This is a genomic window from Vibrio sp. 1CM24A, from assembly GCF_023161725.1.
GTDB classification, from domain to species: Bacteria; Pseudomonadota; Gammaproteobacteria; order Enterobacterales; family Vibrionaceae; genus Vibrio; species Vibrio coralliirubri.
On the sequence record NZ_JALNTS010000008.1, the window covers coordinates 210863 to 225399 of the forward strand.

Consider the following 14537-nt stretch of genomic DNA (forward strand, 5'->3'; position numbering starts at 1 on the left):
TGCTGTCTGATGATGCTGAATGCTATTATTTCCTTTATCATAAGGAAAATGCTTTATTAATTGGATTGATACTAGATCAACCCTTCATCTAGTGACACAGGATAGTTCAACTTCATGCAATCTTTTTCCCGCACCTTGTTAGCCGCGTCTATAAGTACGGCGTTATACGTGTCGACAACTCAAGCTGAAACAATCACCGATAGTAGTGTGCAGGAAATGCCCTCTATAGATCAATGCTTGATCGAGCCCGCTGCAGAAAACGAGACACAGCTACCCGCTCACGTTGAGTCAGATCGCTTAGAAGCTATCAATGGTGACAAGGCAATATATTCAGGTGACGTAGTCGTTACGCAAGGGAACAAGACCATCCTTGCCGATAACGTAACCCTGCACCAACAAGAAAATATCGTTGTAGCTGAAGGCAACGTAAACTTTAGTGATGGTCAAATCAAATCTATCTCAGACAGAGCGACCAATAATCTGACTACAGATGAAATGACGCTTGAGAACACCGATTACGAATTCCTTTGCGAGCCCGGTCGTGGAGATGCTGTTTATATCGCAAAAACAGGTAAAGCGGTTTATGAGATTGAAGATGGCTCCATTACGTCTTGCCCTATCGGCGATAATGCTTGGCGCCTAAGAGCATCAAGTATCAGTGTCGACCAAGACGAGGAACAAGCCACCTTTTATAATCCACGTTTTGAAATTCAAAGTGTTCCTGTCTTTTACTTACCTTACTTAACGGTACCGGTGGGTGATACACGTAAAACCGGTTTCTTGTATCCAACAGTTTCGTATGGTTCAAGCGATGGTTTTGAAGCTGAAATCCCTGTTTATTGGAACTTAGCGCCAAACTACGACTTGGAAACCACCTTCAAGTACATGCAAGAGCGAGGTACACAACTTAACAGTAAATTCAGATATTTGAGCGATTTTGGTTCGGGTAGTATCAAATCTGAATACTTACCTGATGATAAAAAGTTCGAAGAGAAAGGTGACCGCTGGGGTGCTCAACTAGAACACTCAGGAATATTCCAGCAATCTTGGTTATTTGAGATTGATTACTCAAAAGTTAGTGACATCGATTACTTCACTGATGTGAGCTCAAGCAGCATTGGTAACCGTGAAGATGGCCAACTACTTCAGGAAGGCCGAGCGACATACCGCTCCCAAAACTGGGATGCATCGGTACTTGTTCGAGATTTCCAAGTTCTGACTACAAGCAATAACCTACCTTACCGCCTAATGCCACAGCTAGAGTACAATTATTATGCTCCTGAGGTGATGGAGTACTTAGACTTCGACATGATTAGCCATGTATCTCTGTTTGATACAGATGCTTCAGGTAAGCCTTCTGCGACTCGTGTTCACGTTGAGCCAGGGATCACGATCCCTGTCGGAAATACCTGGGGCACATGGACAACAGAAGCTCGACTACTTGGTACTTACTATCAACAAGACCTTGACGGCGTTGATACAGGTGCGGGTTCTGATTATGAAGGCTTAGAAGAATCGGTAAGCCGAGTTATTCCAGAGTTTAGAAGCCACGCCGGTATCGTCCTAGAACGCGACACCACTATTGTTGGCAACTATACTCAAACACTCGAACCGCAAGTCCAGTATCTTTACGTGCCAGAAGAAGATCAAAGCGATATTGGTCTTTATGATACTACGCTGTTACAAACCGATTACTACGGCCTATTTAGAAGCCGTAAATACAGTGGTGTAGACCGTATCGCATCTGCGAATCAAATTAGTTATGGTGCATCGTCTCGTTTCTTCGATGATGAGTATAAAGAGCGTTTGAATATTTCTTTTGGTCAGATTTTTTATATCGATAAAGATACAAAACAGACTTTAGACAACGACGACTCTGATAAGAAAACTAATTATTCGTCTTGGGCTATTGAAATGGATTTCAACTATGATGACTATCTGTTCTACCATGGTGGCGTGCAATACGACATCGATACCACTGCGATGCAACTTGCAAACAGCACATTAGAATATCGCTTCGCAGGCGGTTACATACAAACCAACTACCGCTATGTAACAGAAGAGTACATAAATGAAACTGTAGATTTTGACGTATCATCAATTACGAGGGATGGTATCTCACAAGCAGGTCTACTCGGAGCCTACCAAATTTCGCCAAAGTGGAATACCAGTGCTCAATATTTCTATGACTTAACCACACAAGAAGATCTAGAGTGGTTGGCTCGTTTAAACTACAAATCGGATTGTTGGTACATCGGCTTTACTTATAGTAACCGTTTAACAAACAACATTAGTAATCCAAATACTACGCCTGAATATGAAAATAACTTCAGCGTTAACTTCGGTATTGTAGGCTTTGGTACCAACATTGGTTCTGACTCAGGAGCCGTTGGGGATAGCAGCTCTGACAACTCTCTAAGCTATGGTCGCCCATTCTTCTTAAACAACTAATTTTCTTTACTGATAAAACATCAGTAAATTTAAAGGATTACACATGACATTGTGGAAACGCACATTAATTGCTATCGCAGCGACTTGTACTTTATCAACAAGCTTTGCAGCGCCGGTCGAGCTAGACAGCGTAAAAGTTATCGTTAACGAAGGCGTTATCTTACAAAGCGACATCGATGCCTCGATGAAGACGCTGCGCGCAAACGCTAAGAAAAGCGGGCAAACATTGCCATCGCAAGACGTGCTTAATGAGCAAGTGCTCGAAAAACTGATCATCGATACTATTCAAACTCAAGAAGCGGAACGTATTGGTGTACGTATCGATGATGCTCGACTTGATCAAGCAATCGAAGGCATCGCGAAAGACAACAACCAAACCGTTGAACAGCTTACCGCATCGGTTGCGGAAGAAGGCCTTAGCTACAATGCATTTCGTGAGCAAGTAAGAAAAGAGATTGCAGCAAGTGAAGCTCGCAACGCCTTAGTTCGTCGTCGTATCAATATTCTACCTGCAGAAGTCGATAACCTAGCGGATATCTTAGCGCAAGAGACTAACGCGACCGTTCAATATAAAATTGGTCACATTCAGCTGCGCTTTAATGATGACCAAACCAAAGAAGAGTTAGAAGCTCAAGCGACTGAACTAGTCGAGGAACTGAACTCTGGCAAAGATTTCAGCACCATGGCTTATACTTACTCTAAGGGTCCTAAAGCGCTGCAAGGTGGTGATTGGGGTTGGATGCGTAAAGAAGAGATGCCAACCATTTTTGCTGACCAGATCAAAATGCAAAATAAAGGCAGCATCATCGGTCCTTTCCGTAGCGGTGTAGGTTTCCACATTCTAAAAATTGAAGATGTGAAAGGCTTAGAAACCGTAGCAGTGACTGAAGTGAATGCTCGTCATATCTTGATTAAGCCAACTGTCATCTTGAGTGACGATGGCGCAAAAGAACAACTTGAAGAGATCACGCGCCGCGTAAACGCAGGTGAAGCGAGCTTTGGTGACCTTGCGCAGCAATACAGCCAAGATCCAGGTTCTGCCGTACAAGATGGTGAGCTAGGCTACCAAACACCAGATTTGTATGTACCAGAGTTCAAGCACCAAGTAGAAACCCTGCCTGAAGGCAAGATCAGTGCGCCATTCAAAACCGTACACGGTTGGCACATTGTTGAAGTACTAGATCGTCGCGAAGTAGACCGTACCGATTCGGCTTTGAAAAACAAAGCTTACCAAATTCTATTTAACCGTAAATTCAACGAAGAAGCGGGAGCTTGGCTGCAAGAAGTCAGAGCAAGTGCCTTTGTTGAAATGGTTGAGGACGACCAAGATGACAACAACTAAACGTATTGTCATAACCGCAGGTGAACCTGCTGGGATAGGTCCAGATTTAACTTTGGCTCTATCTCAAGAAAGCTGGCCTCATCAACTCGTGGTTTGTGCTGATAAAACACTGCTATCCGAGCGAGCCAAAATTCTTGGTATCGAAGTCGATCTGCTAGATTATGACGCAAACGCAGCTAAGCAACCGCAACGTGCTGGCACACTGGTAGTGAAACACGTTCCACTTGCTGAAACGGCAGTTGCAGGCCAACTCAACGAGGCTAATGGTCATTACGTATTAAATACTTTAGAAACCGCAGCAATTGGCTGTATGAATGATGAATTTGATGCTATTGTCACCGGCCCCGTTCACAAGGGTGTAATTAACCGAGCTGGCGTTGCTTTTAGTGGCCATACCGAGTTCTTTGCAGAGAAGTCCAACACACCACTGGTGGTGATGATGTTGGCAACTGAAGGGCTGCGTGTTGCGCTAGTAACAACGCACATCCCACTAGCTTATGTATCTCAAGCTGTGACCGAAGACAGATTAGAGCAAATTATTGCTATTCTGAATAAAGATTTGGTTGAGAAATTTGCGATTGAGAAACCAACTATCTACGTATGTGGCTTGAATCCACATGCTGGTGAAGATGGTTGTTTAGGGCGTGAAGAGATTGAAACCATCACCCCGACGCTAGAAAAAATTCGCCAAAAAGATGGCATAAATTTAGTTGGCCCATTGCCAGCAGATACCATCTTTAATGAAAAATATTTGCAAGATGCAGATGCTGTTTTAGGTATGTATCACGACCAAGTACTCCCGGTATTGAAATACAAAGGGTTTGGTCGCTCAGTGAACATCACACTTGGCTTACCGTTTATTCGTACATCAGTCGACCACGGTACCGCCTTAGACTTGGCAGGGAAAGGCCAAGCCGATACAGGGAGCTTTAGAACAGCGCTCACGCACGCCATTGAATTAGTAGAGAAAAAGCAATGAGAAATGATGTCCACTTAGGGCACAAAGCGCGTAAACGTTTTGGTCAAAACTTCCTTAACGATCCATACATTATTGATGGCATCGTATCGAGCATTAACCCACTACCCGGTCAAAACTTGGTAGAGATCGGTCCTGGTCTAGGCGCAATTACTGAGCCTGTAGGTAAGCTTGTCGATAAATTTACCGTTATCGAATTGGATAGAGACCTTGCAGAACGTCTTCGTAACCACCCAGATCTGGCTGATAAGCTAACGATCCGTGAAGGTGATGCGATGAAGTTCGACTTCCAAGAACTGGTTAAGCCAAACAATAAGCTACGTATCTTCGGTAACTTGCCATACAACATCTCTACACCATTGATGTTCCACCTTTTTGAATTCCATAAAGACGTACAAGATATGCACTTTATGCTTCAAAAAGAAGTGGTTAACCGTTTGGCGGCAGGCCCTGGCAGCAAAGCTTACGGTCGCCTTACTGTAATGGCTCAATACTACTGTAAAGTGACACCTGTGCTAGAAGTGCCACCAACGGCCTTCGTTCCGCCACCGAAAGTAGACTCAGCAGTCGTTCGCTTACAGCCATACGAAGTGCTACCTTACCCGGCAAAAGATCTGAAATGGCTTGATCGCGTATGTCGTGAAGGCTTTAACCAGCGTCGGAAAACGGTTCGTAACTGCTACAAGAGCTTGATCGATAAAGAAGTACTGGAAGAGCTAGGTATCAACCCAAGCATGCGTCCTGAGAACTTAACGCTTGAGCAGTTTGTCGACATGGCAAACTGGTTGTACGACAGCCACAACGCTGACAAATAAATAAAAAAGGCTCCTACACTTCGGTTAGGAGCCTTTTTTATGTAATACTTTAATTACATTAAGTATATCAACAACAAAAGGTGCGAATATGGATATATCTACGCCTTGTATCAAATGCCAGGTTCACTCTAAGTATATAGAAGAACAATCTGAGCCAACGAAGAATCGTTATGTCTTCGCCTACATTATTACCATCAAAAATCTAAGTAAAACAACGGTGCAACTTATGTCTCGCCGCTGGTTAATTACCGACTCTAACGGCAAGCAACTTACCATTGAGGGTGATGGTGTGGTAGGGCAGCAACCCGTGATTGAAGCCAACGACGAATACACTTACACAAGTGGCACTGTCATCGAAACCCCTGTTGGCGTAATGCAAGGTCACTATGTGATGACCGATAACAAGGGCATTGATTTTATTACTGAAGTTGACCCATTCAGACTCGCAATCCCTAATATTCTTAATTAGTCGTACATACGTATCTACAGGAAATTATTGTGTCGAATTATATTGTCGGAGACATCCAAGGGTGCTTCGACGAACTTCAATTACTGCTTGAAACTATCAGCTTTGATAAACACCAAGATACGTTATGGGTCGCCGGAGACTTAGTTGCTCGAGGCCCTAAATCATTGGAGACGCTACGCTTTATTCGTAGCCTTGGTGACGCAGCTAAGGTTGTATTAGGCAACCACGACTTACACCTTCTGGCGGTGTCCTTAGGGCTATTTCCAGCGAAACCAAAAGATAAGACTCAAGCGATTCTTGATGCTGAAGATCGAGAACTGTTACTCGAATGGTTAAGACAACAGCCTTTGCTTCAGGAACATCCAGAGTTCGTGATGTGCCACGCAGGTATCTCACCGCAATGGGGCCTAGAAAGAGCACGTGTTGAAAATCGAGAGATCGTATCCTTGTTAAAGTCCGATAAATGGCAATGGCTAATCGAAAACATGTACAGCAACGCACCTGATTTATGGCATCAGGATTTACATGATATTGAGCGCTATCGCTATGCGATCAATAGCCTGACAAGAATGCGTTTCTGTTTTGAAGATTGCCGACTCGACATGGCATGTAAGCTACCACCGAATGAAATTACCGATGAACCATTAGTGCCGTGGTTTGACCTTCCTCAACGCATAAAGCTCGATAAAACCGTTGTTTTTGGACACTGGGCTGCACTTGAAGGCTATAACGGAAAAGACGTGATTGGACTTGATACTGGGTGCGTCTGGGGAGGAGAGTTGACGATTCTTCGCTGGGAAGACAAACAGTTTTTCACTCAGAAAGCGCTATAAAGATACGAGAAGCTTGCGCTACCTTGGTAGAGTAACGCAAGCATTTTTCAGAGACTAGCTATTGATAACCACAGTTAACGTTCGAGAATTACAAACTCCATGTTGTGTTTGTTTTTCTCGTCAGCTTTATAGGTTTCGCTAAAGCTCTGCTTCCAACCCGCTCCCCAACTTGGGAATTGTGTATCGCCATCGACGTCGAAATCGATGTAAGTCAGATACAACTTGTCCGCTTTAGGTAAGCAGCTCTCATAAATAGAGCCGCCACCAATGATCATCACTTCTTCAACATCACTGAGCAGCTCTAATGCCTGTTCAATCGAAGTAACCGTCGTTACACCTTCAATCTTTAAACTCTCATCACGGCTGATTACGACATTCAACCGCCCCGGCAAAGGGCGACCAATTGAGTCATAGGTCTTACGTCCCATCACTACGGGTTTCCCCATAGTCGAGCGTTTAAACCATACGAAATCCGCAGGCAAATGCCAAGGCATCTGATTGTCTTTACCAATTACACGGTTGTTCGCCATTGCCGCTATCATGCTGATGATCATAAATCGAAAGTCCTGTCCCTAAAAAGAAAATTAACGCTAGACGATAGGTCTACGGCGATAGAATAACAGTCCAGGCACCGCCAAGCCAATCGCTAGCCCCGCGATAATGAACATCGATTTTAAAAAGTTCTCCATCAACATTGCCAACAACTCAGGCGTATAGCCTGCCCTGTTAATCTCCACCATCGCAATCATCGCCTTAAAGGCAAACACACCTGGCACCATAGGAATTAGAGCTGCAACCGTAAACACCTTCGGATGTGCTAACAGTTTATGTGACCAATGAACCCCTATCATACCAACCACGGTTGCGGCGAAGAACGTCGCCCATTCGATTGGAATACCAAAGTGCATCATCAGATAACGGCTACCATGACCGATAGAACCACCGAGTGCACAGTAAATTAAAGCACGTTGCGGAACGTTAAACACCAATGCAAACCCAACCGCAGGGATCGCTGCGAAAAACATATCGTTGAGCAGACCTAAAAACAGTTCGAAAATACTCATTAACTCGCCCACCCCCAAACATCCGACAGACTCATCGCCGCGACAATGCCCAAGCTCGTCGCCAGAGTTAATAAGCTGGCCATGGTAAAGCGCGCTAACCCCATATTAATATGGCCTTTAAGCATATCAGCGACGGAGTTAATCAGAGGAAAACCAGGTACTAACATTAATACTGATGAAGCCATCACGATCGTGGGCTGACCGCCAATATTGTAAAGTACGGCTTGAGCAGAAATGGTAGTGGTAACGAATGCTGTGATAGCAAAGTTTAATAGCGGATTGAAATGGCGATGCCCAATTTCTTGTCTGACGATCATACCGCAAGCTGAAGCAATAAAAGTCATCATGAAGACTTGCCAGTCTCCGCCCGCAAGGTGGCTAAAAGAGGCGCACGACAACCCTATCATCACAACCACTAACCAACGGTTGTAGCGCTCGGGGCTGATGTTTTGAATCTTTTTATACGCCAAATCATAATCGAGAATTCCCTTCTCCATCATGATGCAAATGCGTTGAATGTCGGTGATAACCTGCATGTTAATGCCACGATCAGCACAACTTCGAGTAGTGGTAATACAGTGATCATCCATTACGGTAGTTACAACAAGCGCATTGGCTGACAGTGCGACTTCAACCTCATTCACCCCACAAGCAATACCGATGCGACGCATGATATCGCCGACCAGTGTGCTCTCGGCGCCGTGCGCCAATAACATTTGTCCTGATTGAGCGACGAGTCTTGAGATCGCTCTTTGCTTTGATGCCATGATTTCCTTCCCATAGGCGTTAATTATCTAAAGATAAATTTTGCATAAAAAACAACAAGACGTCATGATTTAGATACAAAAAAACCGCAATTTTCATTGCGGTTTAATAAAACTATCAGTGAACTTGGAAGAAGCGACCGATGCGTTATCTGAAACTAAGAAAGATTAGTCACGAACATAGATAACATGGCCGTCATCTTCTTCGTCATCCCAATCGTCCCAATCGTCGTCATCTTCAGTAACGACATTCTTACCGCTCATCGCATCTTTATGGTAGTCATCCCACATAAAGTCTACTTTTTCTTCTTCTTCAACTTCTACAACTTCGCGAGGCAGGTTTTCCATAAACTCACCTAGTTTGAAGCAAAGATCTTTGGTGCCGATTTTATTCACAGCAGAGATCTTGAAGTACTCGCCTTCCCAGCCCAAAGCATCGATGATTTCTTGAATCTTTTCGTCTGCTTCGTCTTCTGGCATTAGGTCAACTTTGTTGAACACTAACCAACGAGGTTTCTGTGAAACTTTTTCACTGTATTGCTCAAGCTCATCGATGATCGTCAGTGCATTCTGAATAGGATCAGATTGATCGATCGGCATAATGTCGATCATATGCAGAAGAACACGACAACGCTCAAGGTGCTTAAGGAAACGAATACCAAGGCCAGCGCCATCAGCAGCGCCTTCGATTAGACCTGGGATATCGGCAACAACGAAGCTCTTTTCAGGGACAACACTTACCACACCCAAGCTTGGGATCAAGGTAGTGAACGGGTAATCAGCCACTTTTGGTTTCGCAGCAGATACTGAACGAATAAAAGTAGATTTACCTGCGTTTGGTAGGCCAAGCATACCAACGTCAGCTAATAGAAGAAGCTCTAAACGCAGTTCACGAACTTCACCTTTAGTACCCATTGTCTTTTGACGAGGAGCGCGGTTAACAGACGATTTAAAACGCGTGTTACCAAGACCGTGCCAACCACCTTTACCAACCATTACTTTCTTGCCGTGCTCAGCAACTTCAGCAACGATTTCATTGGTGTGGATATCAACTGCACGCGTACCAACTGGTACTTTCAGCGTAATGTCTTTACCACGTTTACCAGTACAGTTACCGCCGCGACCATTCTCGCCACGCTCTGCATTGTAAAAACGTTGGAAACGGTAATCGATCAGTGTGTTTAAGTTCTCATCCGCTTGGATGTAAACATCACCGCCGTCACCACCGTCGCCGCCATCAGGGCCACCTTTAGCGACGAATTTTTCGCGCCAAAAGCTTACTGTACCATTACCGCCATCACCGGCTTCTATTTTTACTACCGCTTCATCAACGAATTTCATTTTTTAACTCCGCACTTACGTTGCGTTACCACTCATCAAGGAGTGATATAAATTCTAGCAGATCCGTGTTTAGATCGATCACCTAAGATCTAGGCCGACCTGCAACCAAGGAACAAATAAGGAGAGGTTCTTTGCTTCTTATTTTTTACAAAACAAACGGCTTCTTAAAAACCAAACTGTTTCTCAAAAATAAAACGGCTTCTCAAAACCAAAACAAGAGCGTCTGCTTTTTTATTCTTGCTATAAATAAAAAACCCTGCCGAATCGGCAGGGCTTTTGAATTCAGCTTGAAAGCTAATAACATAATCTAGTTAAAGATTAAATTACTCAGCTTCGATGCTTACAAACTTACGGTTTTTAGGACCTTTAACAGCAAATTTCACTTTACCTTCAGTAAGAGCGAAAAGAGTGTGGTCTTTACCGATGCCAACGTTTGTGCCAGCGTGGAACTTAGTACCACGTTGACGAACGATGATGTTACCTGCAAGAACAGATTCACCACCAAAACGCTTAACACCAAGACGTTTGCTTTCTGAATCGCGGCCGTTATTAGTAGAACCGCCAGCTTTTTTATGTGCCATTGTTAAACTCTCCTAATACTTAAGCGTTAATGCCAGTGATTTTCACTTCAGTGAACCACTGACGGTGACCAGCTTGCTTACGCGAGTGCTTACGACGACGGAACTTAACGATTTTTACTTTATCGCCACGACCGTGTTGTACTACTTCTGCAGTAACCTTGCCACCTTCAACAAGAGGTGCACCAACAGCGATTTCTTCGCCGTTAGCAACAAGAAGAACTTTATCAAATTCAACAGTTGCACCAGTTTCAACGTCTAATTTCTCTAAACGAAGTGTTTGACCTTCGCTTACTCGGTGTTGTTTGCCACCAGATTGGAAAACAGCGTACATATTTTACTCCGCTTTTTCCGCACAGCCTATGGTTGTTAATTGTACAACTCGGGTGTGCGCTAAACTAATCAATAGGGCGCAGATTCTACGGGAATCATGGCGCTATGACAAGCCATATTTTTAAAAAATTGGCGAAAACCTGTTCGCCAAAGAAAAGTGCGGCAATCATGCCCTTTAGCGATGTATTAATCAACGTTTTTTAGTGTATTATTCAACAATTAAATACAACGTATAAGCCTTACAGGGTCTAACTTCAGCCGGATGAACAATGGATTTTAAAGCTATCCAAACGCTTACTGCCAATGATATGGCAAAAGTGAATGAAACAATTCAAGCCCAACTTAATTCTGACGTAAGTTTAATCAACCAGCTTGGTTTTTATATCGTTAGCGGCGGTGGCAAACGCCTACGCCCTTTGCTTGCTCTTTTATCTGCTCGCGCACTTGGTTATCAAGGTGAAGCTCATATCACCTCTGCAGCCTTTATCGAGTTTATTCACACCGCAACCCTGCTTCACGACGATGTTGTCGATGAATCGGACATGAGACGCGGTAAAGCGACGGCCAATGCCGCTTTTGGTAATGCCGCTAGCGTTTTGGTGGGTGACTTTATCTACACACGCTCATTCCAAATGATGACAACGCTAGGATCCTTAAAGATCCTTGAGCTAATGAGTGAAGCGGTAAACGTGATTGCCGAGGGTGAAGTTCAACAATTAATGAACTGTAATAACCCGGACACCACAGAAGAAAGCTACATGCAGGTCATCTACTCGAAGACCGCTCGTTTGTTTGAAGCTGCAACGCAAATCGGTGCAATTCTTAGCGAATCATCACCAGAAATCGAAACGGCGATGCAAAACTACGGTAAATACCTCGGTACTGCATTCCAATTGATTGATGATGTGATGGATTACACTGCAGATGGTAAAGAGATGGGTAAAAACGTTGGTGACGACCTAGCCGAAGGCAAACCAACACTGCCTCTGCTTTACGCAATGCATAATGGCTCTCCTGAACAAGCAAGCATGATTCGTGAAGCGATTGAGAAAGCGAACGGCATGGAACGTCTTGACGACATTATGGCTGTGATGAAAGAGACAGGCTCTTTAGAGTACACAACAAATAAAGCCTACGAAGAGGCCGATAAAGCTATCGCTGAGCTTTCTGTACTTCCTGACTCTGAATATAAGCAAGCGTTAACCACGCTCGCACACTTGGCTGTTAAACGCAGCAAGTAAGCAGGTTAATAGACAACTCGCTTCTAGCTTCTATATAAATAACAAAAAAGAGCCTCAGGGCTCTTTTTTTTGGTTTTGAACAAATATTTGTAAGAGAGCCAAGGTTCAATATCGGCTCGCTTCTAATGATAGTGGCAGTTGAGCTTCAATTTCTTCAAGCTCTTCCATTGGCACTGCGTATTGCTCATGCCCGTTGTAAGTCTCTACCAAGGCATACTGCTCTTGCTCATCAATTACCAATACTTTTCCTAAGTGCCCCAAATATTCGACATTCATACCCTTCTGAACAGTAGCCATAACATTTACCTTCACCTTGGTTGTGGGGGTGTATACGAGTAGCTTGAACTTCAGGATCAAAAAAGCCGATCATAATGACCGGCCCTTATTAATTAGCTTTAGGCTGAGTTAAATAGCGTCTCGCTTATTTAGCGAATTCAACACCAATCTCGATGTCGCCATTTAGCGTCTCAAGCATGCTATCTAAAGCGTTACGTTCGAAGTCACTCAGCTCACCGTAGCTAAGGATCGCTTCAGCGCCCTCTTTGCCTAGTTTAACTGGCTGTGCGAAGAATGGAGCGTGTTCGCCTTCACCTTCAACGTATGCACATTCAATCACGTTCTCTTCACCTTGAAGCGCTTTCACTAGAGCAAGACCGAAACGACAAGCCGCTTGACCCATAGACAGTGTCGCACTGCCGCCGCCAGCTTTAGCTTCTACTACTTCTGTACCTGCATTTTGGATACGAGTCGTTAGTGCTGCGATTTCTTCGTCAGTGAACTCTACACCTTCAACTTGAGAAAGTAGAGGAAGAATCGTTACGCCTGAGTGGCCACCGATAACAGGAACACGGATGTCGCCTGGATCTTTGTCTTTTAATTCAGCAACGAACGTTTCAGAACGAATCACATCAAGAGTCGTAATACCAAATAGACGACGCTTGTCGTAAACGCCCGCCTTCTTCAGTACTTCAGCCGCGATTGGCACTGTTGTGTTGACTGGGTTCGTGATGATACCAACACAAGCAGTAGGACAAGTAACTGCGATTTTCTCTGCAAGAGACTTAACAATGCCAGCGTTCACATTGAAAAGATCCGCACGATCCATACCAGGCTTACGAGCAACACCCGCTGAAATAAGTACAACATCCGCACCTTCTAGTGCTGGGGTTGGATCTTCACCCGCGTAACCTTTGATCGAAACAGGCGTTGGGATATGGCTAAGATCGGCAGCAACACCCGGTGTTACCGGAGCGATGTCGTAAAGTGCAAGATCTGAACCAGCAGGTAGGCGGTTCTTAAGTAGTAGGGCTAGGGCTTGACCGATGCCACCAGCGGCACCAATAACAGCTACTTTCATTGTTATTCTCCTTGAGAGCTTTCTCTTATAGATTCTTTGTAGGGTAATTCTTGAGCTAAATCTAAGTTAAAAAACTATATTAATCACAAAGTGATTACAATCAATTAACGCTAGCTTTGCGACTTCGCGCAAGTCAATAAAACCGTGCTACACAGCAAGTTCGCATTATGGCGATAATCGACTGAAATAACAAAATAAGTCGTCGCAAATAACACATTATTCTATTAAATATTTACAGTGATATGACTAACAAATTACAGGGATGTTTTGGCTAAAATTGAATATGTATGCGAGAATATGCAAACATCTTTGTTAATGAATAAGAATGACATATGCGCAATACAGAAAAGCAAGACAACTTAGTTCGTGCATTTAAAGCCTTACTAAAAGAAGAACGTTTTGGCTCACAAGGCGAAATTGTGGATGCCCTAAAACACGAAGGTTTTGAAAGCATCAACCAGTCTAAAGTCTCGCGTATGTTAACCAAGTTTGGTGCCGTTCGAACTCGTAACGCAAAAATGGAGATGGTTTACTGTCTTCCTGCTGAGCTTGGTGTTCCGACCGTTTCTAGCTCTCTAAGAGAATTAGTACTAGATATTGACCACAACAATGCATTGGTGGTGATACACACAGGTCCTGGTGCGGCGCAGCTGATTGCTCGTTTATTAGACTCACTAGGTAAGTCGGAAGGTATACTGGGCGTAGTCGCAGGTGATGACACTATCTTCATTACCCCAACGTTATCGGTTACCACTAAGCAACTGTTTGATTCAGTGTGCGAACTGTTTGAATACGCTGGATAATTGATCGCTGTTTCATAACTATCAACCTTATTAATGGATCACGAGTATCTATTTGCTTCGTGATCCAAATCACATCCTAGAATATCCATACCTCTCTTCCAAAATCACACTAAACCATTGATTTTAAAAAACTCAGTAGCAAATCAAACACGAGATCCAGACATCATTTG

16 protein-coding genes are annotated in these 14537 nt (G+C 43.9%); 8 read left to right on the forward strand and 8 right to left on the reverse strand.

The window, feature by feature from the left end:
• Positions 1–114 precede the first annotated feature (114 nt).
• From lptD to apaH, 6 genes are all read left to right on the forward strand, one after another.
• On the forward strand, positions 115–2451 hold the full coding sequence (gene lptD, locus MSG38_RS18575) for an LPS assembly protein LptD (protein ID WP_248402380.1): 2337 nt from the start codon (positions 115–117) through the stop codon (positions 2449–2451).
• Between the two features lie 43 nt (positions 2452–2494).
• Positions 2495–3793, forward strand: coding sequence for a peptidylprolyl isomerase SurA (gene surA / locus MSG38_RS18580; RefSeq protein ID WP_048609649.1), 1299 nt, complete (start codon positions 2495–2497; stop codon positions 3791–3793).
• Positions 3780–4772, forward strand: coding sequence for a 4-hydroxythreonine-4-phosphate dehydrogenase PdxA (pdxA, locus tag MSG38_RS18585; protein ID WP_017062941.1), 993 nt, complete (start codon positions 3780–3782; stop codon positions 4770–4772). The genes surA and pdxA overlap by 14 nt, the downstream gene beginning before the upstream one ends.
• Positions 4769–5584, forward strand: coding sequence for a 16S rRNA (adenine(1518)-N(6)/adenine(1519)-N(6))-dimethyltransferase RsmA (rsmA, locus tag MSG38_RS18590; protein ID WP_017062942.1), 816 nt, complete (start codon positions 4769–4771; stop codon positions 5582–5584). The genes pdxA and rsmA overlap by 4 nt, the downstream gene beginning before the upstream one ends.
• 88 nt (positions 5585–5672) lie before the next feature.
• Entirely contained in the window at positions 5673–6053 is a 381-nt protein-coding gene (gene apaG / locus MSG38_RS18595; protein WP_004735899.1) for a Co2+/Mg2+ efflux protein ApaG, read from the forward strand.
• Positions 6054–6082: 29 nt separating this feature from the next.
• Entirely contained in the window at positions 6083–6886 is an 804-nt protein-coding gene (gene apaH / locus MSG38_RS18600) for a bis(5'-nucleosyl)-tetraphosphatase (symmetrical) ApaH (RefSeq protein WP_248402381.1), read from the forward strand.
• A 74-nt stretch (positions 6887–6960) separates the two neighbouring features.
• Here the strand turns inward: apaH and folA are convergent, their stop codons facing one another.
• The 6 genes from folA to rplU form a co-directional block, all read right to left on the reverse strand.
• Entirely contained in the window at positions 6961–7440 is a 480-nt protein-coding gene (gene folA, locus MSG38_RS18605; RefSeq protein ID WP_059021581.1) for a type 3 dihydrofolate reductase, read from the reverse strand.
• 36 nt (positions 7441–7476) lie between these two features.
• A complete protein-coding gene (locus tag MSG38_RS18610; RefSeq protein ID WP_050651962.1) occupies positions 7477–7950 on the reverse strand; it encodes a threonine/serine exporter family protein in 474 nt (157 codons plus the stop codon).
• On the reverse strand, positions 7950–8717 hold the full coding sequence (locus MSG38_RS18615) for a threonine/serine exporter ThrE family protein (RefSeq protein WP_017061378.1): 768 nt from the start codon (positions 8715–8717) through the stop codon (positions 7950–7952). Before MSG38_RS18615 ends, MSG38_RS18610 begins: the two co-directional genes overlap by 1 nt.
• Before the next feature lie 165 nt (positions 8718–8882).
• Positions 8883–10055 carry an Obg family GTPase CgtA gene (gene cgtA / locus MSG38_RS18620; RefSeq protein WP_017061377.1) on the reverse strand — a complete coding sequence of 391 codons (1173 nt, stop codon included), beginning with the start codon at positions 10053–10055 and terminating at the stop codon, positions 8883–8885.
• Between the two features lie 323 nt (positions 10056–10378).
• Entirely contained in the window at positions 10379–10636 is a 258-nt protein-coding gene (gene rpmA, locus MSG38_RS18625) for a 50S ribosomal protein L27 (RefSeq protein WP_004735905.1), read from the reverse strand.
• A 19-nt stretch (positions 10637–10655) separates the two neighbouring features.
• Positions 10656–10967 (reverse strand): 50S ribosomal protein L21, encoded by a 312-nt coding sequence (gene rplU / locus MSG38_RS18630; protein WP_004740823.1) that lies wholly within the window; start codon positions 10965–10967, stop codon positions 10656–10658.
• Between the two features lie 268 nt (positions 10968–11235).
• Between rplU and ispB the strand changes: the two genes are divergently transcribed.
• Entirely contained in the window at positions 11236–12207 is a 972-nt protein-coding gene (ispB, locus tag MSG38_RS18635; RefSeq protein WP_050651963.1) for an octaprenyl diphosphate synthase, read from the forward strand.
• Positions 12208–12312: 105 nt separating this feature from the next.
• Here ispB and MSG38_RS18640 read toward each other — a convergent pair whose 3' ends face one another.
• Positions 12313–12504 (reverse strand): hypothetical protein, encoded by a 192-nt coding sequence (locus tag MSG38_RS18640; RefSeq protein WP_017061375.1) that lies wholly within the window; start codon positions 12502–12504, stop codon positions 12313–12315.
• A gap of 124 nt (positions 12505–12628) precedes the next feature.
• Positions 12629–13564: a malate dehydrogenase gene (gene mdh, locus MSG38_RS18645; RefSeq protein WP_009847834.1), complete on the reverse strand. Its 936-nt coding sequence runs from the start codon at positions 13562–13564 to the stop codon at positions 12629–12631.
• A gap of 332 nt (positions 13565–13896) precedes the next feature.
• Here mdh and argR point away from each other — a divergent pair, with 332 nt between their 5' ends.
• On the forward strand, positions 13897–14367 hold the full coding sequence (gene argR / locus MSG38_RS18650) for a transcriptional regulator ArgR (protein ID WP_004740827.1): 471 nt from the start codon (positions 13897–13899) through the stop codon (positions 14365–14367).
• Positions 14368–14537 lie beyond the last annotated feature (170 nt).

Bases quoted from the DNA above. Each gene is read 5' to 3' on its own strand.
- lptD (WP_248402380.1), top strand. From the start codon at position 115: ATGCAATCTTTTTCCCGCACCTTGTTAGCCGCGTCTATAAGTACGGCG.
- surA (WP_048609649.1), top strand. From the start codon at position 2,495: ATGACATTGTGGAAACGCACATTAATTGCTATCGCAGCGACTTGTACT.
- pdxA (WP_017062941.1), top strand. From the start codon at position 3,780: ATGACAACAACTAAACGTATTGTCATAACCGCAGGTGAACCTGCTGGG.
- rsmA (WP_017062942.1), top strand. From the start codon at position 4,769: ATGAGAAATGATGTCCACTTAGGGCACAAAGCGCGTAAACGTTTTGGT.
- apaG (WP_004735899.1), top strand. From the start codon at position 5,673: ATGGATATATCTACGCCTTGTATCAAATGCCAGGTTCACTCTAAGTAT.
- folA (WP_059021581.1), bottom strand. From the start codon at position 7,440: ATGATCATCAGCATGATAGCGGCAATGGCGAACAACCGTGTAATTGGT.
- MSG38_RS18610 (WP_050651962.1), bottom strand. From the start codon at position 7,950: ATGAGTATTTTCGAACTGTTTTTAGGTCTGCTCAACGATATGTTTTTC.
- MSG38_RS18615 (WP_017061378.1), bottom strand. From the start codon at position 8,717: ATGGCATCAAAGCAAAGAGCGATCTCAAGACTCGTCGCTCAATCAGGA.
- cgtA (WP_017061377.1), bottom strand. From the start codon at position 10,055: ATGAAATTCGTTGATGAAGCGGTAGTAAAAATAGAAGCCGGTGATGGC.
- rpmA (WP_004735905.1), bottom strand. From the start codon at position 10,636: ATGGCACATAAAAAAGCTGGCGGTTCTACTAATAACGGCCGCGATTCA.
- rplU (WP_004740823.1), bottom strand. From the start codon at position 10,967: ATGTACGCTGTTTTCCAATCTGGTGGCAAACAACACCGAGTAAGCGAA.
- ispB (WP_050651963.1), top strand. From the start codon at position 11,236: ATGGATTTTAAAGCTATCCAAACGCTTACTGCCAATGATATGGCAAAA.
- MSG38_RS18640 (WP_017061375.1), bottom strand. From the start codon at position 12,504: ATGGCTACTGTTCAGAAGGGTATGAATGTCGAATATTTGGGGCACTTA.
- mdh (WP_009847834.1), bottom strand. From the start codon at position 13,564: ATGAAAGTAGCTGTTATTGGTGCCGCTGGTGGCATCGGTCAAGCCCTA.
- argR (WP_004740827.1), top strand. From the start codon at position 13,897: ATGCGCAATACAGAAAAGCAAGACAACTTAGTTCGTGCATTTAAAGCC.